Source organism: Arcicella sp. GW821-FHT09D11 (assembly GCF_059416265.1).
In genome coordinates this window covers 348,109-368,019 of the sequence record NZ_JBWKOV010000001.1, presented here as the reverse complement: position 1 = coordinate 368,019, position 19,911 = coordinate 348,109, and the positions used below count along the sequence as shown (strand labels likewise).

Annotated in this window: 20 protein-coding genes; 8 read left to right on the top strand and 12 right to left on the bottom strand. The window is 34.2% G+C overall.

Translation table 11 applies throughout. The features are described from left to right. Positions 1 to 214 precede the first annotated feature (214 nt). The 6 genes from AC07N0_RS01435 (at position 215) to AC07N0_RS01410 (ending at position 5,949) form a co-directional block, all read left to right on the top strand. Entirely contained in the window at positions 215 to 1,393 is a 1,179-nt protein-coding gene (locus AC07N0_RS01435) for a pyridoxal phosphate-dependent aminotransferase (RefSeq protein WP_494587840.1), read from the top strand. Positions 1,394 to 1,551: 158 nt separating this feature from the next. Beyond that, positions 1,552 to 2,400, top strand: coding sequence for a prephenate dehydrogenase (locus AC07N0_RS01430; protein ID WP_494587839.1), 849 nt, complete (start codon positions 1,552 to 1,554; stop codon positions 2,398 to 2,400). Positions 2,401 to 2,798: 398 nt separating this feature from the next. Further along, entirely contained in the window at positions 2,799 to 3,587 is a 789-nt protein-coding gene (locus tag AC07N0_RS01425; RefSeq protein ID WP_492800452.1) for a hypothetical protein, read from the top strand. 122 nt (positions 3,588 to 3,709) lie between these two features. Next, a complete protein-coding gene (locus tag AC07N0_RS01420; RefSeq protein WP_494587838.1) occupies positions 3,710 to 4,147 on the top strand; it encodes a GNAT family N-acetyltransferase in 438 nt (145 codons plus the stop codon). Between the two features lie 114 nt (positions 4,148 to 4,261). After that, entirely contained in the window at positions 4,262 to 5,101 is an 840-nt protein-coding gene (locus tag AC07N0_RS01415) for a hypothetical protein (protein WP_494587837.1), read from the top strand. Between the two features lie 44 nt (positions 5,102 to 5,145). Continuing rightward, complete coding sequence (locus AC07N0_RS01410) at positions 5,146 to 5,949, top strand: polysaccharide deacetylase family protein (protein ID WP_494587836.1); 804 nt, start codon at positions 5,146 to 5,148, stop codon at positions 5,947 to 5,949. A gap of 123 nt (positions 5,950 to 6,072) precedes the next feature. Here AC07N0_RS01410 and AC07N0_RS01405 read toward each other — a convergent pair whose 3' ends face one another. From AC07N0_RS01405 to AC07N0_RS01395, 3 genes are read right to left on the bottom strand one after another with little or no spacing between them, the layout of a single operon-like run. Then, positions 6,073 to 6,642: a hypothetical protein gene (locus AC07N0_RS01405; protein ID WP_494587835.1), complete on the bottom strand. Its 570-nt coding sequence runs from the start codon at positions 6,640 to 6,642 to the stop codon at positions 6,073 to 6,075. Positions 6,643 to 6,698: 56 nt separating this feature from the next. After that, entirely contained in the window at positions 6,699 to 7,649 is a 951-nt protein-coding gene (locus AC07N0_RS01400; RefSeq protein WP_494587834.1) for a glycosyltransferase family 2 protein, read from the bottom strand. A gap of 50 nt (positions 7,650 to 7,699) precedes the next feature. Further along, entirely contained in the window at positions 7,700 to 8,419 is a 720-nt protein-coding gene (locus AC07N0_RS01395; RefSeq protein ID WP_494587833.1) for a tRNA1(Val) (adenine(37)-N6)-methyltransferase, read from the bottom strand. A gap of 117 nt (positions 8,420 to 8,536) precedes the next feature. Here AC07N0_RS01395 and AC07N0_RS01390 point away from each other — a divergent pair, with 117 nt between their 5' ends. Together AC07N0_RS01390 and AC07N0_RS01385 are read left to right on the top strand one after the other, a co-directional pair. Next, a complete protein-coding gene (locus AC07N0_RS01390; protein ID WP_494587832.1) occupies positions 8,537 to 9,493 on the top strand; it encodes an alpha/beta hydrolase in 957 nt (318 codons plus the stop codon). A gap of 29 nt (positions 9,494 to 9,522) precedes the next feature. Beyond that, on the top strand, positions 9,523 to 10,632 hold the full coding sequence (locus AC07N0_RS01385) for an acyltransferase family protein (RefSeq protein ID WP_494587831.1): 1,110 nt from the start codon (positions 9,523 to 9,525) through the stop codon (positions 10,630 to 10,632). Between the two features lie 210 nt (positions 10,633 to 10,842). Here the strand turns inward: AC07N0_RS01385 and AC07N0_RS01380 are convergent, their stop codons facing one another. From AC07N0_RS01380 to AC07N0_RS01340, 9 genes are all read right to left on the bottom strand, one after another. Next, on the bottom strand, positions 10,843 to 11,145 hold the full coding sequence (locus AC07N0_RS01380) for an isoamylase early set domain-containing protein (protein ID WP_492800442.1): 303 nt from the start codon (positions 11,143 to 11,145) through the stop codon (positions 10,843 to 10,845). A gap of 221 nt (positions 11,146 to 11,366) precedes the next feature. Continuing rightward, the gene (locus AC07N0_RS01375; protein WP_494587830.1) at positions 11,367 to 12,203 is read right to left on the bottom strand and encodes an energy transducer TonB; all 837 of its coding nucleotides are present in this window, start codon (positions 12,201 to 12,203) and stop codon (positions 11,367 to 11,369) included. Between the two features lie 180 nt (positions 12,204 to 12,383). Beyond that, complete coding sequence (locus AC07N0_RS01370; RefSeq protein ID WP_494587829.1) at positions 12,384 to 14,036, bottom strand: TonB family protein; 1,653 nt, start codon at positions 14,034 to 14,036, stop codon at positions 12,384 to 12,386. A gap of 53 nt (positions 14,037 to 14,089) precedes the next feature. Continuing rightward, positions 14,090 to 14,584, bottom strand: a complete 495-nt coding sequence (locus tag AC07N0_RS01365; protein ID WP_494587828.1) for an ExbD/TolR family protein — start codon at positions 14,582 to 14,584, stop codon at positions 14,090 to 14,092. A 177-nt stretch (positions 14,585 to 14,761) separates the two neighbouring features. Continuing rightward, positions 14,762 to 15,145, bottom strand: coding sequence for a BlaI/MecI/CopY family transcriptional regulator (locus AC07N0_RS01360; RefSeq protein WP_309913847.1), 384 nt, complete (start codon positions 15,143 to 15,145; stop codon positions 14,762 to 14,764). Positions 15,146 to 15,279: 134 nt separating this feature from the next. Continuing rightward, positions 15,280 to 16,368: an MBL fold metallo-hydrolase gene (locus tag AC07N0_RS01355; RefSeq protein WP_494587827.1), complete on the bottom strand. Its 1,089-nt coding sequence runs from the start codon at positions 16,366 to 16,368 to the stop codon at positions 15,280 to 15,282. 60 nt (positions 16,369 to 16,428) lie between these two features. Further along, positions 16,429 to 18,150: a DNA polymerase III subunit gamma/tau gene (locus AC07N0_RS01350; protein WP_494587826.1), complete on the bottom strand. Its 1,722-nt coding sequence runs from the start codon at positions 18,148 to 18,150 to the stop codon at positions 16,429 to 16,431. Positions 18,151 to 18,306: 156 nt separating this feature from the next. Beyond that, a complete protein-coding gene (locus AC07N0_RS01345; RefSeq protein ID WP_494587825.1) occupies positions 18,307 to 18,921 on the bottom strand; it encodes a porin family protein in 615 nt (204 codons plus the stop codon). 176 nt (positions 18,922 to 19,097) lie between these two features. Beyond that, entirely contained in the window at positions 19,098 to 19,907 is an 810-nt protein-coding gene (locus AC07N0_RS01340; RefSeq protein ID WP_494587824.1) for an RMD1 family protein, read from the bottom strand. Positions 19,908 to 19,911: the final 4 nt, after the last annotated feature.

Sequence of the window (19,911 nt, the reverse complement as noted above, 5' to 3'; positions counted from 1 at the left end):
AAACACTTGTCAAAATAAAAAAATCACATTACCTTTGAAGCCATGAATAATTCAGCGAACACATACCGTACTTATTATTACTACTACGCGCAGTAGCAGTCGGTTGTGTTTTGACTAATCTTTTTGAAATTCAAAAAATACATATACACAAACCGACTTGAAAAAGTCGGTTTTTTTTGTGCCTTTTCGCAAGTTCGATGAGGTTTTTTAACCAATGAATGTAAAACCAGCTTCCCGAATGGATTTGGTACAGGAGTATTACTTCTCGACCAAGCTAAAACAAATCGCAGAAATGCGTGCCTCAGGTATTGACGTATTGAATTTGGGCATCGGTAGTCCCGACTTACCACCCTCTGCTGAAACTATTTCAGCATTGGCAACGGCTGCTCAGAATCCTAAAAACCATGCCTATCAAAGCTATGTAGGTATTCCTGCTTTGCGTGAAGGTTTTGCTACTTTTTACCAAAATGCCTATGGGGTAAGTGTGAATCCTGTCAATGAAGTATTGCCGTTAATAGGTTCAAAAGAAGGTGTTATGCACATTTCTATGGCCTATTTGGAAGCTGGCGACGAAGTTTTAGTACCTAACCCCGGTTATCCAACCTATCGTGCTGCTTCATTGTTGACAGGGGCCACGGTAGTGGCTTATGACCTTTCGGAAGAAAATGGTTGGTTGCCCGATTTAAAGAAACTAGCTGAACAAGATTTATCAAAAGTGAAATTGATGTGGGTGAACTATCCGCATATGCCAACGGGAGCGAAAGCGAATAAAGCCTTTTTTGAAGAGCTTAAGGATTTTGCTTTAGCGAATAATATCTTAATCATAAACGACAATCCATACAGTTTTATCCTAAACGACGACCCACAAAGTATGTTGGCCGTTGAGGGAATGAAAGAAGTAGCCCTAGAATTAAACTCATTGTCGAAGTCACATAATATGGCAGGTTGGCGTTTAGGAGTTTTAGTGGGGAAGGCTGAGTTTATCAATCCAGTATTACGCTTTAAATCTAACATGGATTCTGGTATGTTTTTGCCTTTGCAAATGGCAGCAGTAAAAGCATTAGAAAACCCACCTGTTTGGTTTGAGGAACTAAATGCTGTCTATAAAGAACGCCAGAAGAAGGTTTTTGAATTAATGGATTTACTGAACTGTGAATATGACCATAATCAAGCAGGAATGTTTGTATGGGCTAAAATTCCAGCTAACTATCAAACAGGATATGAATTATCTGACGAAATTCTAGCGAAAACAGGCGTATTTATCACGCCTGGGGGAATCTTTGGCTCAGCAGGAGATGGCTATATTCGTACTTCTTTATGTGCAGAAGTTTCTGTTTTTGAGGAGGCGATTACAAGGATTGTTAGCTCTTTAGCTTTGAGTAATGAGCTTTGAGCTTTTGTTAGAAGTAAGAAAAAAGAAGCAAGGGTATGACTTGAAAGTTTTTTAGTATAAAAAAATATAGGAAAAGAGAATTTTAAAAATAAAGGCTCAAAGCCCCAAGCTCACGGCTCATTGCTCAAAGCTTAAAGCTCAAAGCCAAATACAAAATTATGACTATCTCAGTAGTTGGTCTTGGGCTTATTGGTGGTTCAATGGCTTTAAGCTTAAAAGAAAATGGTTTTGCTGATACCATTATCGGTGTTGATAACAAAACCGAACACATTATTAAGGCATTAGAATTAAAACTAATAGACCGTATCGCACTTTTGCAAGATGCTGTAAAGCAGTCGGATATTATTATTTTGGCTGTTCCTGTAGATGCCTTGCTAACTTTATTGCCAGAGGTATTAAATCAGGTTACTGAAAACCAAGTGGTGATAGAAGTAGGTTCTACTAAAAAGGCGGTGATTGATGCCGTGAAAAACCATCCGAATAGGGAAAACTTTGTCGCTACTCACCCGATGGCTGGTACAGAATTCTCTGGGCCAGAGGCTGCTATTAGAAACCTGTTTGATCATAAAAACTGCGTGCTTTGCGATATTGAAGATTCTAAACCTGAATTGGTAGAATTAATCAAGAAAATGTATGTGGAAGGATTAAAAATGAGAATTACTTATTTGGATTCTACTGCTCACGACATACATACTGCCTATATTTCACATATTTCGCATATTTGTTCTTTTGCGTTGGCATCAACGGTGTTAGCCAAAGAAAAAGACGAAGAAAGTATTTTCAATTTGGCAAGTACTGGTTTTGAATCAACGGTTCGTTTGGCTAAGTCAAGCCCCGAAACTTGGATTCCAATTTTCAGACAAAATCAAGAAAATATCATCGATGTACTAGATGCTTATATTACTACTTTGTTGAAATTTAAGGGATTAATGATTTCGGACAGCTACGAGAAGTTTGGAGAATACCTTACACAGGCAAATGATATTAAGCGAATATTGAATAAGTAAAAAGTTGTTAAACGACAGCATTTAAAAACTTTCCAAACACTGTGTTTGGAAAGTTTTTCTGTTTAAAAAGAAAATAATTTTATATCCTTCTCGATTTCAACCTGTGTTTTATTCTTTTTCTTATTCCATGGAGCGGTGGTATTCATGCCCATCTGTAACGCTAGAATTGCCATTAGTAAGGTGAAAATGATAAAAACCCAGCGAAATATTTTTTGATTTTTGTTCATGAGTCGTCAAAATTAAATAATGCCTCAAAGATAATAACATATTGATAAACGATAAGTTTGTCGTAATGATGGATTCTAAAGCAAATCTGATTATTTTGCAAAAGTTTTGAATTACTAAGCAGTAAACCAACCTTTTAACGGCCGTCACAATATATAATAACCCTAAAAACCATGAGAAAAAAATTGAAATATTTTTTGTTTGTTATTACTAGTACCATATTGTTTTGCTGTTCGAGTCCCGCTACAAAATATGAAAATGCTGTCGACGAAAGTAAGACCTGCTCAATGATTTTTATCGATAAATCCGTTAGTGTAAATCCAAGTAAGCAGTTTATTTATGAAAAATACACTAAGATTATTAATGAATTGATTGATGAAAATATCAAAGTAAAAGGCGATAAAATAGAAGTGTTTTTTATCCATGAAAATACAGCAAAAGCTAAAGTAGCTGAATTGGTTGCACGATCAGAAATGGAAATAGCCGAAGGAACAAGTGCTACAGATGCGGAAGCACAAAAGACAGAATTCGCAATGGAAATCGGTAAAGAGCGAAGCATTTTCAAGAAAGTAGTAATTACTCACTTAACCTCTCAAAACACGTCTACTAGTAAAAATAATACTGATATTCAGGCTGCATTACCCTTGATTGACCATGAAATTGGTAAAGGATTTAAAGTAAAGGCATATTTCCTTTCTGATATGGTAGAAAGTATGTCGGGGACTAATCGCAGAGATTTCCACAAAACACCTCCAGTTGATGATGCTGCTGCGGTAGGCTGGGCTAGGGAAGATGCTGCTCGTTTACAAAGTGTGTTACCCAACATTAGCATGGCAGAAATTTTTATTGCTAAGCCTTTTGAACCCACAGCATCTAGAAAACTTAACAATCCAGCGATTTCTACCTATTGGCAACGCCTATTTTCTGAATTAGGTGTTTCTACAGAAGTGAAAGAATTGTAATTAGCTTTAAGCTGTGATCTATCAGCGTTGAGCCTTTAAGGGGTAAGCTAAGTCATTGTAGAGAATTATTAAAAAAACTAAAAAAAGCTCAAAGCTCATTGCTCAAAGCTTACAGCCAAAATATGCTTATTGCTAAAATACCAAGTACGCCAGCAGAATGGGAAAAATATTATGATTTACGGTTCGTAGTATTGCGTGAACCTTGGCACCAGAAAAAAGGGAGCGAGGTATTAACAGATGAAAACGAAGCAGACCATGTGATGGCGGTTGATAGTGAAACAGATGAACTGCTAGGAGTAGCCCGTTTACAAATGAATTCAGCTACGCAAGGACAAGTACGATGTGTAGCGGTGTCTACAAATGCCCAAGGTAAAGGCGTTGGGAAATTTTTGATGAAGTATTTAGAAGATTTAGGGAAAGCAAAAGGCTTAGAGGAAATTATTCTTGATGCCCGCATTAATGCCCTTGATTTTTATAAAGCTATCGGGTATGAAATCTATGCAGATTCATATTTACTCTTTGGAGAAATACAGCATTGGAAAATGAAAAAACAACTGTAGAACGAGATTTTATCTCGTTTTTATCGGAGACCAATTTTTTACATAATTATTATAAGTGGTTGGTATGAAAATTTTATCTTCTTGTAATATCAATTTAACTATCAAAGATTAACTATGAAGATATTAATTTTTATACTAATAACAGGCTTCTTTTTGACAAGTTGTTCAAATGAAAAGAAACAGACGATTGAAAAAACGCCAGTTCATAACGATACTTTGACGCTAAATTTCCCATCAGATTTTAAAGGTAATTGGGTTTTAACAGACTATATCAATGAGATAGGAAAAACTAAGTCTCCTGTAAAATCATCCAATAAACTTGAAGGTGTTGTTGCCATAATCATTGGTGGTGCTGTGAAAGGCGATAGCTTGGAAGTTCAGGCAAGTTGGAATAATCACGAAGGGCTTAATTTCTATGTATATCTAAATAAGAGGAAGAAAAATAGTTTTAAAACCAATATCCTAGATTATCAAGATAAAGCAAACTATTATGAGCTTGGCTATGAGGTGATTAATAAAGAGGTTTTTCTTTTTTTGTATCATTTTAATAAAACGAATGAACTCCTAGAGAAAACACAATTCTCTAAAGTAACTGATTTGTCAGATAACAAGAAAGATGTAGCATGGGGGCTTCAATACATGGTAAATGATAAATTATTAACTGGGAATAATTTATTGATTGATACTGACAATCATACAACAAAACTAAATTTTAATCCTGACGGTAGTTTAACAGGACATCCTACGTTTAAGACATTCCATATTTTTACAGACTTTATGGGTGAACCCAACAATAATCTTGACTTGATAAGTTTTAACCTTGCAACTGGCAAGCCAACCCAATTTGCTTTTAAAATAGTAAACGATACTACTTATTTGTACACTACGATAGATAATGAGGAGGAGGGAACTTCGAAAATCAATAAAGTTAAATTTAAAATTGTTCGTCAGTAAGCTTGTCCAAATCAATAAAAATCTCAAAATAATTATCCACAAATATGAAATTGAAAGCTATACTCGCTTTATTCTTGACACTTATTCAGTTTTCTATTTCTTTAGCCCAAAGCTCCCAACAAGTTTGGAATGGTAAAAAATGTGCTGTTGTATTGACTTATGATGATGCCCTAAATGTACATTTAGATAACGCCATTCCTCTATTAGATTCTCTAGGTTTCAAAGGAACATTTTACTTAATAGGCTATGCAGACGGATTTAAAAATCGCATTGAAGATTGGAAAGTTGCGGCTAAGAATGGACATGAAATGGGCAATCATACCCTCTTTCATCCCTGCGATGCTTCCTTAAAAGGTAGAGAATGGGTTAGTCCTGAAAAAGACATGAGTAAATATTCTGTCAGGAGAATGATTGATGAAATTAAGATGAATAATGTATTGCTAAAAACATTAGATGGTAAATCAAAACGAACTTTTGCTTATACCTGTGGCGATATGAAAATTGGTGATACCTACTTCATGAACGATTTAAAGAATGATTTTGTAGCTGCCAGAGGTGTAAGGTCAGATATGCATAATTTACAGGAAGTAGACTTATATGCCACAGATTGTTATGCCATTAATGGACAGACAGGTGAGCAGATGGTTGACTTAGTAAAAAGAGCAGTAACATCAGGCAAACTTTTAGTTTTCTTATTTCATGGAGTAGGCGGGGAGCATAATATAGACGTTTCGCTAAAAGCCCATCGAGAATTGTTAAATTACCTAAAACAAAACGAAAAAGACATTTGGATAGCACCCATGTTGGATGTAGCAGAACATATTAAAGAATTGCAGGCAAAGAAGTAGAGGTATCTATAAATACTGATGGTATGACTTTGAGTCATGCCATCATTTTGTTTGAATCACATTTTATAAGTAATATTTATTATGATTGCCTGATTAGTGTATCTAAAATCAAGAAATAAAATTTTAATTACAATTAAATTTACTAAAATTATTGTAGCTGTATTCTTCAGTAAATAACAACCAAGAGTTAGATGAGGTATCCAGAATATAGTTAAGAGTTAACTCTCCTCGTATTGGGCAATGAACAATGTTATCAACAATAACTATATGAATTTTCACTTCACCAATACCAAATCCTATTGGAAATTTTTCTTTAAGTATTTCAATACTTACTATTGAATGAGTTTTTCCAATAGTAATGTCACCAATCTTGTAAACTAAAAAATTAAAATTATTATTTTTCAAATCCTTTGTTAATTCTTTTTCTGATAATAAGTTATTTTTATACGTAGGGGCTTCAAACTCTAAAAGCTCCCTAAGTGTATATTCTTTTTGTTTTTTATTTATAAGTTTCTTTTCAAACTTATCTAGATTATTTCTTCTTTTATAAAATTCTTTTTTTATTTGTTCGTCATTCTCAAAAGTTTGTCTAGATTTTTTTTCAATGATAGTTCCTTCCGACTCTGTTCTTTTTTGACTTTGTAGGTGATAGCTAATTATAGTGCTAACTAAGATTAAGAGTATTTTTTTCATAGTAGTGTTAAATTTGAAAATTATAGTTTAGCAATTAGTATTCAAATATTTTTACACTACACCTTCTCCCGAATCTGATAATCAGTAGTCTTCTCAGAATTTCTAGTCATTAATTCACCAATAAAACCAGCCATAAATAATTGGACACCTATGATGATGGAAACCAAGGCCATGAAGAAAAGGGGATTATCGGTTACATTTCTGAATTTTAGGTGATTAGCAATAGCATAAACCTTGTCGCCAATCAGATAAACAGTTATAAAACTCCCAATCATAAAAAACAAAATACCAAAACCACCAAAAAGGTGCATTGGTCGTTTGCCAAACTTCTGAACAAAAGTGATTGAAAGCAAATCTAAGAAACCATACAAAAATCTTTCAATGCCAAACTTGGTTGTTCCGTATTTTCTGGATTGATGTTGCACTACTTTCTCTCCGATTTTGTCATAACCATTCCATTTTGCCTGTACAGGGATATAGCGGTGCATTTCCCCATAAAGTGTAATGGATTTAATTACTTCGTTTTTATAAGCTTTTAGCCCGCAATTAAAATCATTCAAATATACACCCGACATCGAACGGGTAGCCGCATTGTATAATTTTGTAGGAATGGTTTTAGTGATAGGGTCAAAGCGTTTTTGTTTCCAGCCCGATACTAAATCATAATTGTCTTCGGTAATCATGCGGTATAGTTCAGGAATTTCCTCTGGACTATCCTGCAAATCAGCATCCATCGTAATAACTACCCTACCAGAAGCGTCTTTAAAACCAACATGCAAAGCCGCCGATTTTCCGTAGTTTCTACTAAAGGAAATACCTTTTACAAAGCTGTTGTGCTCAGACAAACCCTTTATAACTTGCCAAGAATTATCACGACTGCCATCATTTACGAAAATGATTTCGTAGCTAAAATGATGTTCTTTCATCACTTTTTCTATCCAATTGCAAAGTTCAGGTAATGATTCTTCTTCGTTATATAGCGGAATAATAACAGAAATATCTAACATGTTGTGAATACGATTTCGGGATAACTAACGGAATGTCCTCCGTTGTATGTCTAAAAAATTAAGTAATACGCTTTTAGTAGCGTTTCAAATTGAGCAGTATAGCTTTCGTCAAGATTACGAATAATTAATTCTTCTTGGACAAGCTCTTTTTTAGCAAGCCCAAAGGTCGTAATAATTCTTAATATTTTCGACCCATTTCTATGTCTTATCTGTAATTTTTTCTGAGGATAAAGTCCTTTCTCTAAAGCCAATATCTCTAAAACACTACTTTCATAAGCAGGAAGTAAAACCACAAACCGACCTGACGATGCTAACAATTGAATAACGGATGCTATTAAATCTTCAAAAGAAAGCGTATCAGTATGCAAAGCCGTATTCCTTTTGTCTTGTTGAGACTTTAAATGATTCTGGAAAAAAGGAGGATTACTAATAATTAACTCAAAAGATAAATCTTTATTGCTTTCAGCAAAATCCTGAATACTTTGATGAAAAACCGCTATTTGCTCCTTGAAAATACTGTCTTGAACATTTTCTAAGGCTTGTAGATAAGCATTATCATCAACCTCCACGGCCATAATCTTAGCATTTGTTCGTTGTGCTAACATCAATGAAAGTAAGCCCGTGCCTGTACCAATATCTAAAATATTTTTTGTTTCCGTTACATCAGTGTAAGCCCCTAAAATACAGGCATCAGTCGTCACTTTCATGGCAGTATTTTGTTGCTGAACCGTAAATTGCTTAAACTGAAAGCCGTTTATACTTTTTGACATTGAATATTGTGGATAATTTGCATCTTTGAAACAGTTTCAAAATTACAATAAATTAAGTACTGATATTAGTCATTCTGCTTTTAAAGTAGTGATTTAATATCACTAAAAATCATGCTCATGAAGTCTCTATTCATTATTTTCTTTGCCTCTCTTTGTTTATTCACTCAAACTTTTGCTCAAAATCAGGAAGAAAACATCGTTTTGAAACAAGCTAAAGGCGTGTTAGATGGCACATTGTTGTTGTCCCAAAACACAAAGAAAAAAATACCAGTTGTATTAATCATCGCAGGTTCTGGGCCTACTGATAGAAATGGCAACAGCATGCTGAACATAAAAGCCAATTCTTACCAGTTATTAGCAGAAGGTTTAGCAAATAATGGAATAGCATCACTTAGATATGACAAAAGAGCCGTAGGCAAAAGTATGGGTGCTATGATGAAAGAAAGTGATTTAACCTTTGAAACCTATATACAAGATGCTGAACAGTGGATTGATACGTTAAAGAAGAGCAATCGTTTTTCGAAAATAATAATCTTAGGTCATTCAGAAGGTTCTTTAATAGGGATGGTTACAACACAAAGAGGGACTGTAGATGGCTATATTTCCGTGGCTGGCCCTGCCAGAGGAATAGATGACATCATCATTGAGCAAACAGACAAACAAGCTTTGCCAGATTCTGTTAAAAATGAAGTAAAGAAAGATTTTGCCGTATTAAAAAGCGGACAGAAGCTACCAAAATTGATGCAGGTTTTCTATATCTTTTCACTTTTTAGACCAAGCATTCAACCTTATATGATTTCTTGGTTGAAATATGTACCTTCTGAGGAAATCAAAAAGGTAAAATCTAAAGCACTTATCATTCAAGGAACAACAGATATTCAGGTAGAAGAAAACGAAGCAAAGCTATTGGCAGAAGCTAATCCCAAAGCAAAATTATTGATGATTAAAGGCATGAACCATACCTTAAAAGATGCACCTCTGGAAAGAGAAGAAAATTTAAAAACATATAGCAATCCCGATTTACCGCTTTCAAAAGGTTTAGTAGAAGGAATTGTAGAATTTATAAAGAAATGATAAATTAGAGAAACTTATTCATCAACAATATGAAACAACGCTTACTTTCTTTGGATGTATTTCGTGGAATGACGGTCGCCATGATGATTCTTGTCAATAACCCAGGCGATTGGGGGCATATTTATGCACCGCTGGAACACGCCGAATGGAATGGCTGTACACCCACAGATTTAGTTTTCCCTTTCTTCCTGTTTATCGTAGGCGTGTCCATCTCATTTGCTTTTCAAGGAAAAACAGCCGACCGTAAGACTATTCTAAAGATTATTGAAAGAAGTGCTAAGCTTTTTGGATTAGGACTTTTTCTTTCACTTTTTCCTAAATTTGATTTTTCAGTAGTTAGAATCCCCGGTGTTTTACAAAGAATAGCATTGGTGTTTTTAGTAAGCTCTATTGTGTTTTTAACTACTAAAAATAGAACACAACAAATCATCTTTGCGTCACTACTGATAGGCTATTGGTTATTGATGACTTTCGTGCCTGTTCCTGATGCTGGAGGAGCCAATTTAGAACCAGAACATAATTTAGGAGCGTATTTGGATAGGCTAATTTTAGGGATTCCTCATTTGTACAAAGCCGTAAAAGTATGGGACCCAGAAGGAATATTAAGTACAATTCCTGCTATTGCCAATGGCCTAGCTGGCGTATTAGTAGGTACTTGGTTGCAAAGAAAAGATAAAGAAGTAACCGAGAAGTTGATGTATATCTATTTCTATGGAAGTATTTCTTTAGCAATAGCATGGGCTTGGGATGCCGCAGGATTTCCAATTAATAAGTCACTCTGGACAAGTTCTTATGCCCTTTGGACGATTGGCTTGGCAATGATTTTTCTGGCTAGCTTTTACTGGTTGATAGATGTTAAAAAATATACCTTCTGGACAAAGCCTTTCGTCGTATATGGTGTAAATGCCATTACAGTATTCTTTTTATCAGGCTTAATTCCACGCATTATGAACATGATAAAAATAGCTATGCCCGATGGCGAAAAAGTAAGCTCGATTACGTGGTTGTATAAATCATTCATTGTCCCCTTCTTTAGTGAACCTAAAAATGCCTCCTTGGCAGGAGCAATCACTTTTGTACTGATTTGGTTGGGAATTTTGTGGATTATGTACGAGAAGAAAATGGTAGTAAAAGTATAAATAGAAGCATCCGAGGAGAAATCAAAAACTAAGGATAAAGACAAGCAATAATCTAAATTACCTAAGTTCAGTACAAAAGTGTTGTATGTTTGCCAATACGGTAGAAAATTATAGTGATTTTAATCAACTTAATTTTCTACCGTCTTTTAATTAAGTGTCTGTGTAAAATAAACCATTCACAATTCATCACTCACAATTCACAACTCCTACTTAAAGTACTACAACAGAGTTTTCGTCGTAAGACACACCAGTTGGAACGAATTTATCTGCTTCCTCATCATTCAACCAAAGGTCATTATCAACTAAATAACGGAATGCAAATTCTTTACCTACTTCTAATTCAACAGATGCTTTAAATGTGCCATCTTTTTGTTTTTTAAAAGCTGTTGGATTCCATTCGTTAAAATCACCTAATAAACTTACTTTTTTTGCACCATTTACTGTTTCTGCAGGAAGAACAAAAGTTACTTTACAAACTGGTTTACTTTTAGAATACTGTTTCGTTAAAGCCATAATCGTAATTGGGTTTTAAGATTAATATTTTTATTTTATGAAATAATTCAGGTCGATACTTTGATGTTATTATTACCAAAGTTAACACAAATATTCAAAAAAATATTTTATAATATCCTAACTACCAAATGATTAAATTAAGATAAAGTTGAAATAATCATACTTTAACAAAGCTTTTTACTAAAACAATTTTTATTTTATTATAAGGATAAGCCCTTGGTTTATTGGTCAAGCTGGAAAACAATTGGTAACGTAAACTTTACAGTAACATTTCTACCCGATTGTTTCCCCGGATTCCAGCGTGGCATAAGTTTTATTACTCTCTGGGCTTCTTCATCACATCCAAACCCTAAGCCTTTCAGAATATCAATGTTTGAAATGTTTCCATCTTTACCAACTACAAACTGTACATATACTTTACCTCCAATACCAGCATCTGAGGCATTTCGAGGATAGCGTAAGTTCTTTTGAAGAAATTTTGCTAATTCAGCATTTCCACCAGCAAATTCAGGCATTGTTTCTACTGAAATAAATGTTGTCTCTATTTCTGCTTTCACTTCTACAGGTGCTGAACCTTCGCCAGTTTTAAATTTGTCAGGGTCATCTACGGGTATTTCACCTATTTCTCCATCTTGTGTTACTGAGCTAATCTGAGCATTTGTATTATTAAGTGTCTCTTGGTCAGGGGGCAATTCTGTTGCTTTATCGTCTTCTACGATTACAGGTGGGACAAAAGTAATCGTTTTGTGAGCAACTGGTTTTTCGGGTGGAGGAGGTGCCTGTTCTGGCTCAATAGGGATATCTTTAGGTGGTTCTGAAATTTGAACCATTATTGGAGCTACAGTTATTTCTCTTTTATCATGAAGCTTAATATTTGCTAAAATCATAGGAGCAGCTACCGCTAAGCAAAATATACCAATACCAATCCCAAGTGCAATTTTGATGGATTTTTGGTATCCAGTGCGTAAAAGGTAAGCACCATAAGCTTTGTTGCGGTTTTGGAAAACAATGTCTTCCAATGTTTCATCTTCTTCGTGTAATACTATTTTATTTTCCATGATTGTTTTTGTTTGGATGTTAAAACTAATTTTTTAGTTGATTTGATTTTTAAAAAACCTCAATGCTACATTGAGGTTTTAAGTACTTATAATTATGAAATAAATATTTTTTGTTGTCAGCAATGACTTATAAAATCTGTTTATAGATTATTGCTGATAATGCCTAATAAAGTCTTTTATTTACTTCTTTTTTGAGGTTATTATTATCACACCATTTTTCCCTTTGTCACCATATTTTTCAGTAGCGGTTTTATCTTTCAAGACGTCTATTTTCTCTATAGTATTAGGGTCAATATCATTAATTACTGGTATTTCTAATCCATCTAAAATATAGAGTGGTGCAGGCTTACCTGTAAATAAATTTTCTTCTCCCTTAGCTAATGAAATAGCTATACCATTCGTTTTTCCTTTCAACTGAATAGTACCTTGTCCTTTATTAGATAATGTAATAGTAGGATTTTCATATTTGCTATTTAATGCAAAATGGATTGGAACAGTAAAACGACTATTTACTTTTTGTCCTTGATGTTCACCCGCTTCCCACTTTGGAACACTTCTTAAAACCCTAACAGCTTCTTCATCCATGCCATAACCAGCACCTTTAAGGACACTAAAATTAGAAGTAGTACCATCTTGATTCACGATAAACGATACATATACCTTGCCTGTTGCATTCGCTTTTCTAGCAGCTTCAGGGTATTTTAAATTAGTTTGAAGATATTTTACAAAAGCCTCCATACCACCTGGATATTCAGCTTGTATATCAACTGCTGAGAAAACCTGATTGGTATCTCTTTTCGATTCTTTACTTTCTTTTAGCTCTTTTGCCAAAGTAGGACTGATGATTAAAGCGTCTGAAACATCAATACCAGACTCTAACAATACTTGTTTGGCAGATTTTGTTGAGGGAGTATTGAGTTTGATTTTTTCAATCTCTTTTAAATCCTGCTTGCTTACTTCTGCAATTTTATCATCAATCTTAGTAATAGATTTATGAGCTAAAGTAGCTGATGAAACCACTATCATTGCCATAAATAATGGTGCTGTCAAACCGTATTTTAATAATGCTGTGCTAGTCGAACGTTGTTTTTGTAACATATCAATGCGTAGTTTTAGAAGTGAATTATTGAAAAAATTATTAGTTAAAGGAATAGCTTGAACACCAAATTGTTCTTGAAAAAGTAACATAGCATAATCAGCTTTGGAGGCTTCATGGCGACTAGCTACTTCGTCGGCTATGAACTCATGTATTTGTTTTATTGAACTTTTGTAGAGATACACAATAGGGTTGAACCAGTTGAAAATAGCAATGAGTTCAAACAACATAATGTCGGCAGAGTGTAATTGTCGGATATGAACAAACTCATGTTTCATAATAGTAGAGCGATTTTTCAACTCTCTGCTAACAAATACTACATTAAAAAAAGAGAAGGCTCTTTGATTTTTATCCCCATCAATCTTTCTTTTCATCATTTTGCCTAAGTATGCTAAGTTCCCTCCGAAGCGACAAATGCCCAAAATAATACCTATGATATAAGAAAAAGCAAGCATGTCACCCACTGTTAAGCTACCTTTTGACATCTTTTGAGTAGGAATATAAAAGACCTCTGGCGAATAAAATGTACTAAAGGTTTGTGATACTTGCTCAGTAACGAACCAGCTCCTTACCCATTCTGACTGCATCAATGGTACGAAAAATGCTAATGCTGCCGATGCGACCAAGTAGCCTCGATTAAGGTTAAAAAATGTCTCTGTCTTTAATAATAATCGATAGAAACCGTAAAAAAGTATTAAATACAGATTTACTTGAAGGAGATAGCTTAGCCAATTCATAGCGATACAAGTTTGGTTTTCGGATAGCTTAATGATTAAAGAGATTGTTGTAATTATTTAATACTCAATAGTTTTTCGTCCTCAGGTGTAATATTAACGATGGCATATCGTCTATTATTAGTAATTTTCATTTCATCTAATAAATCAATCATGTTTCGATATTTTGCCTTGTTGGTAGACTTTATCACTACCGTGAAATTGTCTCCAATCTTGCGTTTATAATCAAATAATACTTGTCTGATTCCTCGGTCAGAGAAATCAGTACTTCTAACTTTTGGGTCACAAGCTAGCCCTTGATAATAGAAAACCTTATTATGGTCATCTAATACAACTGTCAAAGACTCTGAACAACGAATATCGGATTTAACACGACTGTCTTCAGGCATAGCTAGCTCCATCACTACAGGCTTTGCTAGCGTAGTGGTTAACATAAAAAAAGTAATGAGTAGAAAACCTAAATCTACCATTGGAGTCATATCAATCTTGGTCGATAATTTATGACTTCTCTTTTTAGAACCATTGTTTTCGGGTGCAGCTATTTCAGCCATCGTATTAATTGTGTTTTGATTGATAGAACATTAATTTTCAAAAGTTAAAATATAAGGTGTAGAATTATCATGTTTTTGTTTTATCATACTTATCAACTAATTGTGGTAGAACTGGATATGTTTAATATTTAATAGATGTACCTTAAAAACTTACTCAATGACCCTGACTTAAAGCTTTTACTGCCCTTCTTCTTTCATTTTGTTAATCATACTCAAAATTTCATCGGCATCTTTTACATCAATTTTCCCTTTTTTAGAAAAGAATGAAAACAAACTAGAAAACGAGTTTTCAAAATAACCTTCTACTAATTTTTCAGTGGCAAACGAGCTATAACTTTCTTTGCTAATAATTGGAAAATACTCGTGTGATTTACCATAAGAGTTATGACTAACAAACCCTTTTTCTTGTAAAATTCTAATAATGGTCGATACCGTATTATAAGCTGGTTTAGGTTCTGGCAACTCATCCAAAACGTCTTTAACAAAACCTTTTTCTATCTGCCAAAGTACTTGCATAATTTGTTCTTCAGCTTTGGTTAATTCTCTTTCTACTGATTGCATTTTTTCTATGAATTTATTTATGATAGATACCTCTTTGAATTCTTGATATAAATATAAAACTAATTTTTTAGTTTACAAACTATTTTCTTAGTTTTTGTTAATTTTTTTTTAGCGAATGTAAAAAAGAAGCCACTTTAGACAGGAAGGACTTCACCAACTTTTAAAATTTTCAGTGTTTTATTAATTTGTCCTTCGCTTTCCAATTGCGTTAAAATCTTTTCTGGTTCTGATAGGGGCTCATCAGCTTGGTCGAAAGTGCCATAATGAAATGGAACCATTATTTTGGCTTTAGTTTCGTTAAATGCCTGCACAGCATGCTCAGGGTCTTGATGGTTTGGCGACATAAACCAGCGTGGCGAATAAGCACCCGCGCCAACCATGGCTACATTGATGCTAGGAAACAAGGTAGCTACTTCTTTAAAATGACTTCCATACCCTGAATCTCCACCAAAATAAATAGTCTTATCATTACTTTTTATTACAAATGCTCCCCAAAGTCTCTTATTAGCATCGCCTAAAGAACGATTTGACCAATGTCTTGAAGGTAAGAAATAAAAGGCTAAGTCATCATGGGTTTGATATTGCTGATACCAGCCAGCCTCTTGGATTTCGTTATTAGGCATCCACTTGCTAAGTAAAGAAGTCATTTTCAGTCCCGTCAAAACAATTGCTTTAGGGTTTTGGCTTTGTAATAACTTCAAACTACTTTTATCGCAATGGTCGTAATGGGCATGAGAAACTAAAATATAGTCAATATTGGTAAGCTTTTCAGGAGAAATAGGTAATTCAGAATGGCGTTTTGTAGCAGGTATTTTACCAAGTACTGGGTCAATCAAGATTTGCTTGCCATTCAACCGAATAAAAAACGAAGCATGACCAAGCCATACAATCATATCTTTGGTGTCCTTCAAAAAAGCATCATCTTTTATAACAGGTAATCGCCAAGTATCTTCTTTTTTAAATTGTTTCTGTGGATTCTTAGTGGTCATCCATTTAAAGACACTCCCAAATTTAGGCAGAAAAGGAAATTCATGGTTCATAAACCGTCCTTCATCGTCGACTGGAGTGCCTTCCCAAGAGTTCAGAATAGTTTTTAAATTAGGATTATTTGTACGAGTTTTCATGACTTGTGTTTTTTCAACTTGTGTAAAAAGAATACCCCCGCCAGATTTTGACATCGTAGCGAGGGTAAAAAATTTATGAATGAACTTTCTGCGTTTCATACTTTTCTTCGAAATTCAAGCATAGCCTAAAGCTTATTGCTTGATGCTTAAAGCAATGTATTAATAATCATAATCCAATCCTAATGTATTTCTTAATTCATTAAGGGCAGGGTTTTTATCTGCCAAAAACCTGAATTTATCTGCTTGGGTATAAATCAACGTTTTGTTTTCTACCTCAGCCACTACAACTTCCAGATGAATTGTAGTATTGTGGAGAACCTTTCTAAGGTGATTAAGGATTTCTGTTCGTAAAGTAGTCGTTAATAAATCTACTTGAATATCATTATCCACTTCTATATGAATGGTTGTTCCTTTTAGCGTGAAAGGTCTGTTTAAAATTACGAATTCGCTAAAACGTTCTTTTTCTTCTAAATGCTTAACCAAGGCATCCCATGCTGTTTGTAATTCTTCAAAGGTAAAAACCTTATTTTGCTGAATAGAAGCAGGCTGAGCGATAGTATTGATAGGTTCTTGAGCTACATTAACAGGTTTACCTAGTGTAGCTGTACTTCTTAATTTACCAATTGGTGGAGCGATAGTTGGGGTTTGGGGAATACTTACTGGGTTTGAAGTTTGCACATTGGTGTTTGCAACAACTTCATTTGCCTTAGTTTCGTTTTCCTTACTCCCTAAATCCTTTCCCAGGCCTTCGCCCTCCGTAGCTGGTAAGGTGGCTAAGTTCAATACTTTTGAAATATTGGCTAGTTTCAATAAGCAAATTTCAACATGTAGCTTTTGATTTTTAGCCGCTTTATAGTTTAAATCACAAGCAGACCCGATGCTTAGAGCAGAAGCTAAAAACGAATAAGGAGCTTTGGCAGACTGTGCCAAATACTTGGCTTGTACAGATTCAGAAACTTGCAATAATCTGACTGTAACGGGGTCTTTGCAGACCAATAGATTACGGAAATGTTCTAGTAAACCTACAGTAAACTGATGGCCATCAAAACCTTTTTTCAAGATTTCGTCAAAAAGTAAGAATGACTCCGAGATATTACTATTTAACAAAGCCTCCGTCATTCTGAAATAGTAATCATAATCCAGAATATGCAAATTATCCAATACTTCCGAATACCTCAAAATGTTATCTTTTGAAAAAGTAACATTCAAATCAAACATCGAAAGGGCATCTCTTAAACCTCCATCTGCTTTTTGGGCAATTAATTCCAGTGCATCATTATCAGCTTCTATGCCTTCTTGCACAGCAATTTTAGATAAATGCTGTGTCATGTCATGAATCTGAATTCTATTAAAATCAAATATCTGGCAACGTGAAAGAATCGTTGGTAATATTTTATGCTTTTCGGTTGTAGCTAAAATAAAAATAGCATATGATGGCGGTTCTTCTAATGTTTTCAAAAAGGCATTGAATGCACTCGTTGAAAGCATATGGACCTCATCGATGATATAAATCTTGTATTTACCAGATTGCGGAGGGTAACGCACTTGATCAATCAAACTACGGATATCATCCACAGAGTTGTTTGAGGCAGCATCTAATTCATGAATATTAAAAGAGGCATTATTTTGAAACGAACGACATGATTCGCATTCGCCACAGGCTTCTGCTTCTTCGCTAAGATTCTGGCAGTTAATAGTTTTAGCTAAAATTCTGGCACAAGTAGTTTTTCCTACTCCACGAGGACCACAAAACAAGAAAGCTTGAGCTAAGTGATTAGTGCGGATAGCATTTTTGAGCGTAGTGGTAATGTGCGACTGACCAACGACGGAATCAAATAATTGCGGGCGATATTTTCGGGCTGAAACGACAAAGTTTTCCATATACAAATGTAAGTACAAGCGTACGATATTTCAAATAGGAATAAGAGGATGTCTATTTGAAAATACTGATGGCATGACTTCAAGTCATGCCATCAGTAAATAAAAAAGCCCAGCAAAGTTGATTTTGCTGAGCTTTTGAAAATAAAATTATTAGAATTATCTAGCTCCGAAAAACTTAGTAACTGAGATGCCAATTACATTATTTTTTGTAGTTGAGCTATTATTATCAACAATATTTACTAGACCCAATGAGTAATTAGCACTAATTGTTAATCCATCAATTATTTCATAGCCTGCAGTGAAATTTAAACCATAGTCTAAACGTTTCATACCACCCTCTTCTACTTTTATATCTTGTGATACTTCTAGATTATTAGTTTTATCAGTTATAGTAGTTTTGCCACCTAATGCATACCCCAAATATGGACCACCTCCAATTGTTAAATAATCTATCACTTCATATACTACATTTACAGGAAGCTCAAGGTAACTATAAGTAACTTTTTGAGATATCGTTGAAGTCATATCTATACTAGCTCCTTTTCGAGAAAATAACAAATTAGGTTCAAGATATAATCTATCAGCCAATTGAGCTTCTAATACAGCTCCTACATGAAAAGATATGACTGGCTTTGAATCAGTGGAAGTACCTCTAATGGTAACGGAACCATTAGCCAAATTACCACCACCTTTGATACCGAAACGAATTTGAGCTTTAGTGGCGTAAGAGAAAGCGATTAAGCTTAGGATGAGTAGAAACGTTTTGTTCATTTTTTTTATTAGTGTAAGTTATTTAAATTATGGTGTTATAAAATATTTTAATACGGTACAAAGGTAAAGGAGAAAAAATAATCAACAAAAAAATATTGAAAAAAGAAAATAAATATATTTTTATAAATTATTGATAATCAGTTATTTGTTTTGTTTGTTTTTTATTATACGGTAACTCAATCAAAAAACTTCTTTACCAAAATATCAAAAACTTCTATCAGAATCAAGATGATTACAATCCACTCTAATCGCGTACTTTCTCGGTTCTGTAGTAAATCGGTGAAGAGCTTTAGGTTTTCCTGAACAATCTTTAGTTTGTAGTCAATATCTTGATAACGCATCTTTAAATCAAGGTTTCTTTTTAACCCCTTGTCTATACGTTCTAAGTCTTCATTTTCCCACACGATATCTGGGGCATCAAAAATGTACAGATTATCGATAATACTATTCTTAATGTTGAGGGTTCTGCCGATAAATTTTAGTAAATCTTTTTTTGAATGACTGAACGTTCCAGTTTGTTCAAGTTCGTCAGTAAATTTCTGAGAATCCTGAAAGATTTCTAACGTCAAAAATTCATAATAATCTAAAGCCACCGACTGCCCGATATTAAGCATTACAATTCTAATAGAATCTTCTGTAATTTCGGGAATAGTAATAGAATTATGACGAAGAATAAGGGCTGTTTGAGCCTCCATTTGAAGATGAAAGTTTTCTTCAAACTTGGTAGTGACAAGGTCTTCGGCAAAGGTTTTTACAAATTTCAGAAACGCACTTTTCTCTAAATCATTAAATCCGCCAAATACAACCACACCATAACTCAGTAAGTAGCAGTATTTATTTTCTTCTTGTTTATAAAAAAGTTCAGAATTATTAAACAACAAAGGTTCGTTGGTATATTCGTTTCTAAACTTTTTTAAATTGATTACTTCTGATACTTGGTAGGCTTCAATTTTCATAATGATAATGAGAGGGGATGGACGAGCCATCCCT

Excerpts from the sequence above, each read along its gene's own strand:
- AC07N0_RS01435 (WP_494587840.1), top strand. The coding sequence starts at position 215 with ATGAATGTAAAACCAGCTTCCCGAATGGATTTGGTACAGGAGTATTAC.
- AC07N0_RS01430 (WP_494587839.1), top strand. The coding sequence starts at position 1,552 with ATGACTATCTCAGTAGTTGGTCTTGGGCTTATTGGTGGTTCAATGGCT.
- AC07N0_RS01425 (WP_492800452.1), top strand. The coding sequence starts at position 2,799 with ATGAGAAAAAAATTGAAATATTTTTTGTTTGTTATTACTAGTACCATA.
- AC07N0_RS01420 (WP_494587838.1), top strand. The coding sequence starts at position 3,710 with ATGCTTATTGCTAAAATACCAAGTACGCCAGCAGAATGGGAAAAATAT.
- AC07N0_RS01415 (WP_494587837.1), top strand. The coding sequence starts at position 4,262 with ATGAAGATATTAATTTTTATACTAATAACAGGCTTCTTTTTGACAAGT.
- AC07N0_RS01410 (WP_494587836.1), top strand. The coding sequence starts at position 5,146 with ATGAAATTGAAAGCTATACTCGCTTTATTCTTGACACTTATTCAGTTT.
- AC07N0_RS01405 (WP_494587835.1), bottom strand. The coding sequence starts at position 6,642 with ATGAAAAAAATACTCTTAATCTTAGTTAGCACTATAATTAGCTATCAC.
- AC07N0_RS01400 (WP_494587834.1), bottom strand. The coding sequence starts at position 7,649 with ATGTTAGATATTTCTGTTATTATTCCGCTATATAACGAAGAAGAATCA.
- AC07N0_RS01395 (WP_494587833.1), bottom strand. The coding sequence starts at position 8,419 with ATGTCAAAAAGTATAAACGGCTTTCAGTTTAAGCAATTTACGGTTCAG.
- AC07N0_RS01390 (WP_494587832.1), top strand. The coding sequence starts at position 8,537 with ATGAAGTCTCTATTCATTATTTTCTTTGCCTCTCTTTGTTTATTCACT.
- AC07N0_RS01385 (WP_494587831.1), top strand. The coding sequence starts at position 9,523 with ATGAAACAACGCTTACTTTCTTTGGATGTATTTCGTGGAATGACGGTC.
- AC07N0_RS01380 (WP_492800442.1), bottom strand. The coding sequence starts at position 11,145 with ATGGCTTTAACGAAACAGTATTCTAAAAGTAAACCAGTTTGTAAAGTA.
- AC07N0_RS01375 (WP_494587830.1), bottom strand. The coding sequence starts at position 12,203 with ATGGAAAATAAAATAGTATTACACGAAGAAGATGAAACATTGGAAGAC.
- AC07N0_RS01370 (WP_494587829.1), bottom strand. The coding sequence starts at position 14,036 with ATGAATTGGCTAAGCTATCTCCTTCAAGTAAATCTGTATTTAATACTT.
- AC07N0_RS01365 (WP_494587828.1), bottom strand. The coding sequence starts at position 14,584 with ATGGCTGAAATAGCTGCACCCGAAAACAATGGTTCTAAAAAGAGAAGT.
- AC07N0_RS01360 (WP_309913847.1), bottom strand. The coding sequence starts at position 15,145 with ATGCAATCAGTAGAAAGAGAATTAACCAAAGCTGAAGAACAAATTATG.
- AC07N0_RS01355 (WP_494587827.1), bottom strand. The coding sequence starts at position 16,368 with ATGAAACGCAGAAAGTTCATTCATAAATTTTTTACCCTCGCTACGATG.
- AC07N0_RS01350 (WP_494587826.1), bottom strand. The coding sequence starts at position 18,150 with ATGGAAAACTTTGTCGTTTCAGCCCGAAAATATCGCCCGCAATTATTT.
- AC07N0_RS01345 (WP_494587825.1), bottom strand. The coding sequence starts at position 18,921 with ATGAACAAAACGTTTCTACTCATCCTAAGCTTAATCGCTTTCTCTTAC.
- AC07N0_RS01340 (WP_494587824.1), bottom strand. The coding sequence starts at position 19,907 with ATGGCTCGTCCATCCCCTCTCATTATCATTATGAAAATTGAAGCCTAC.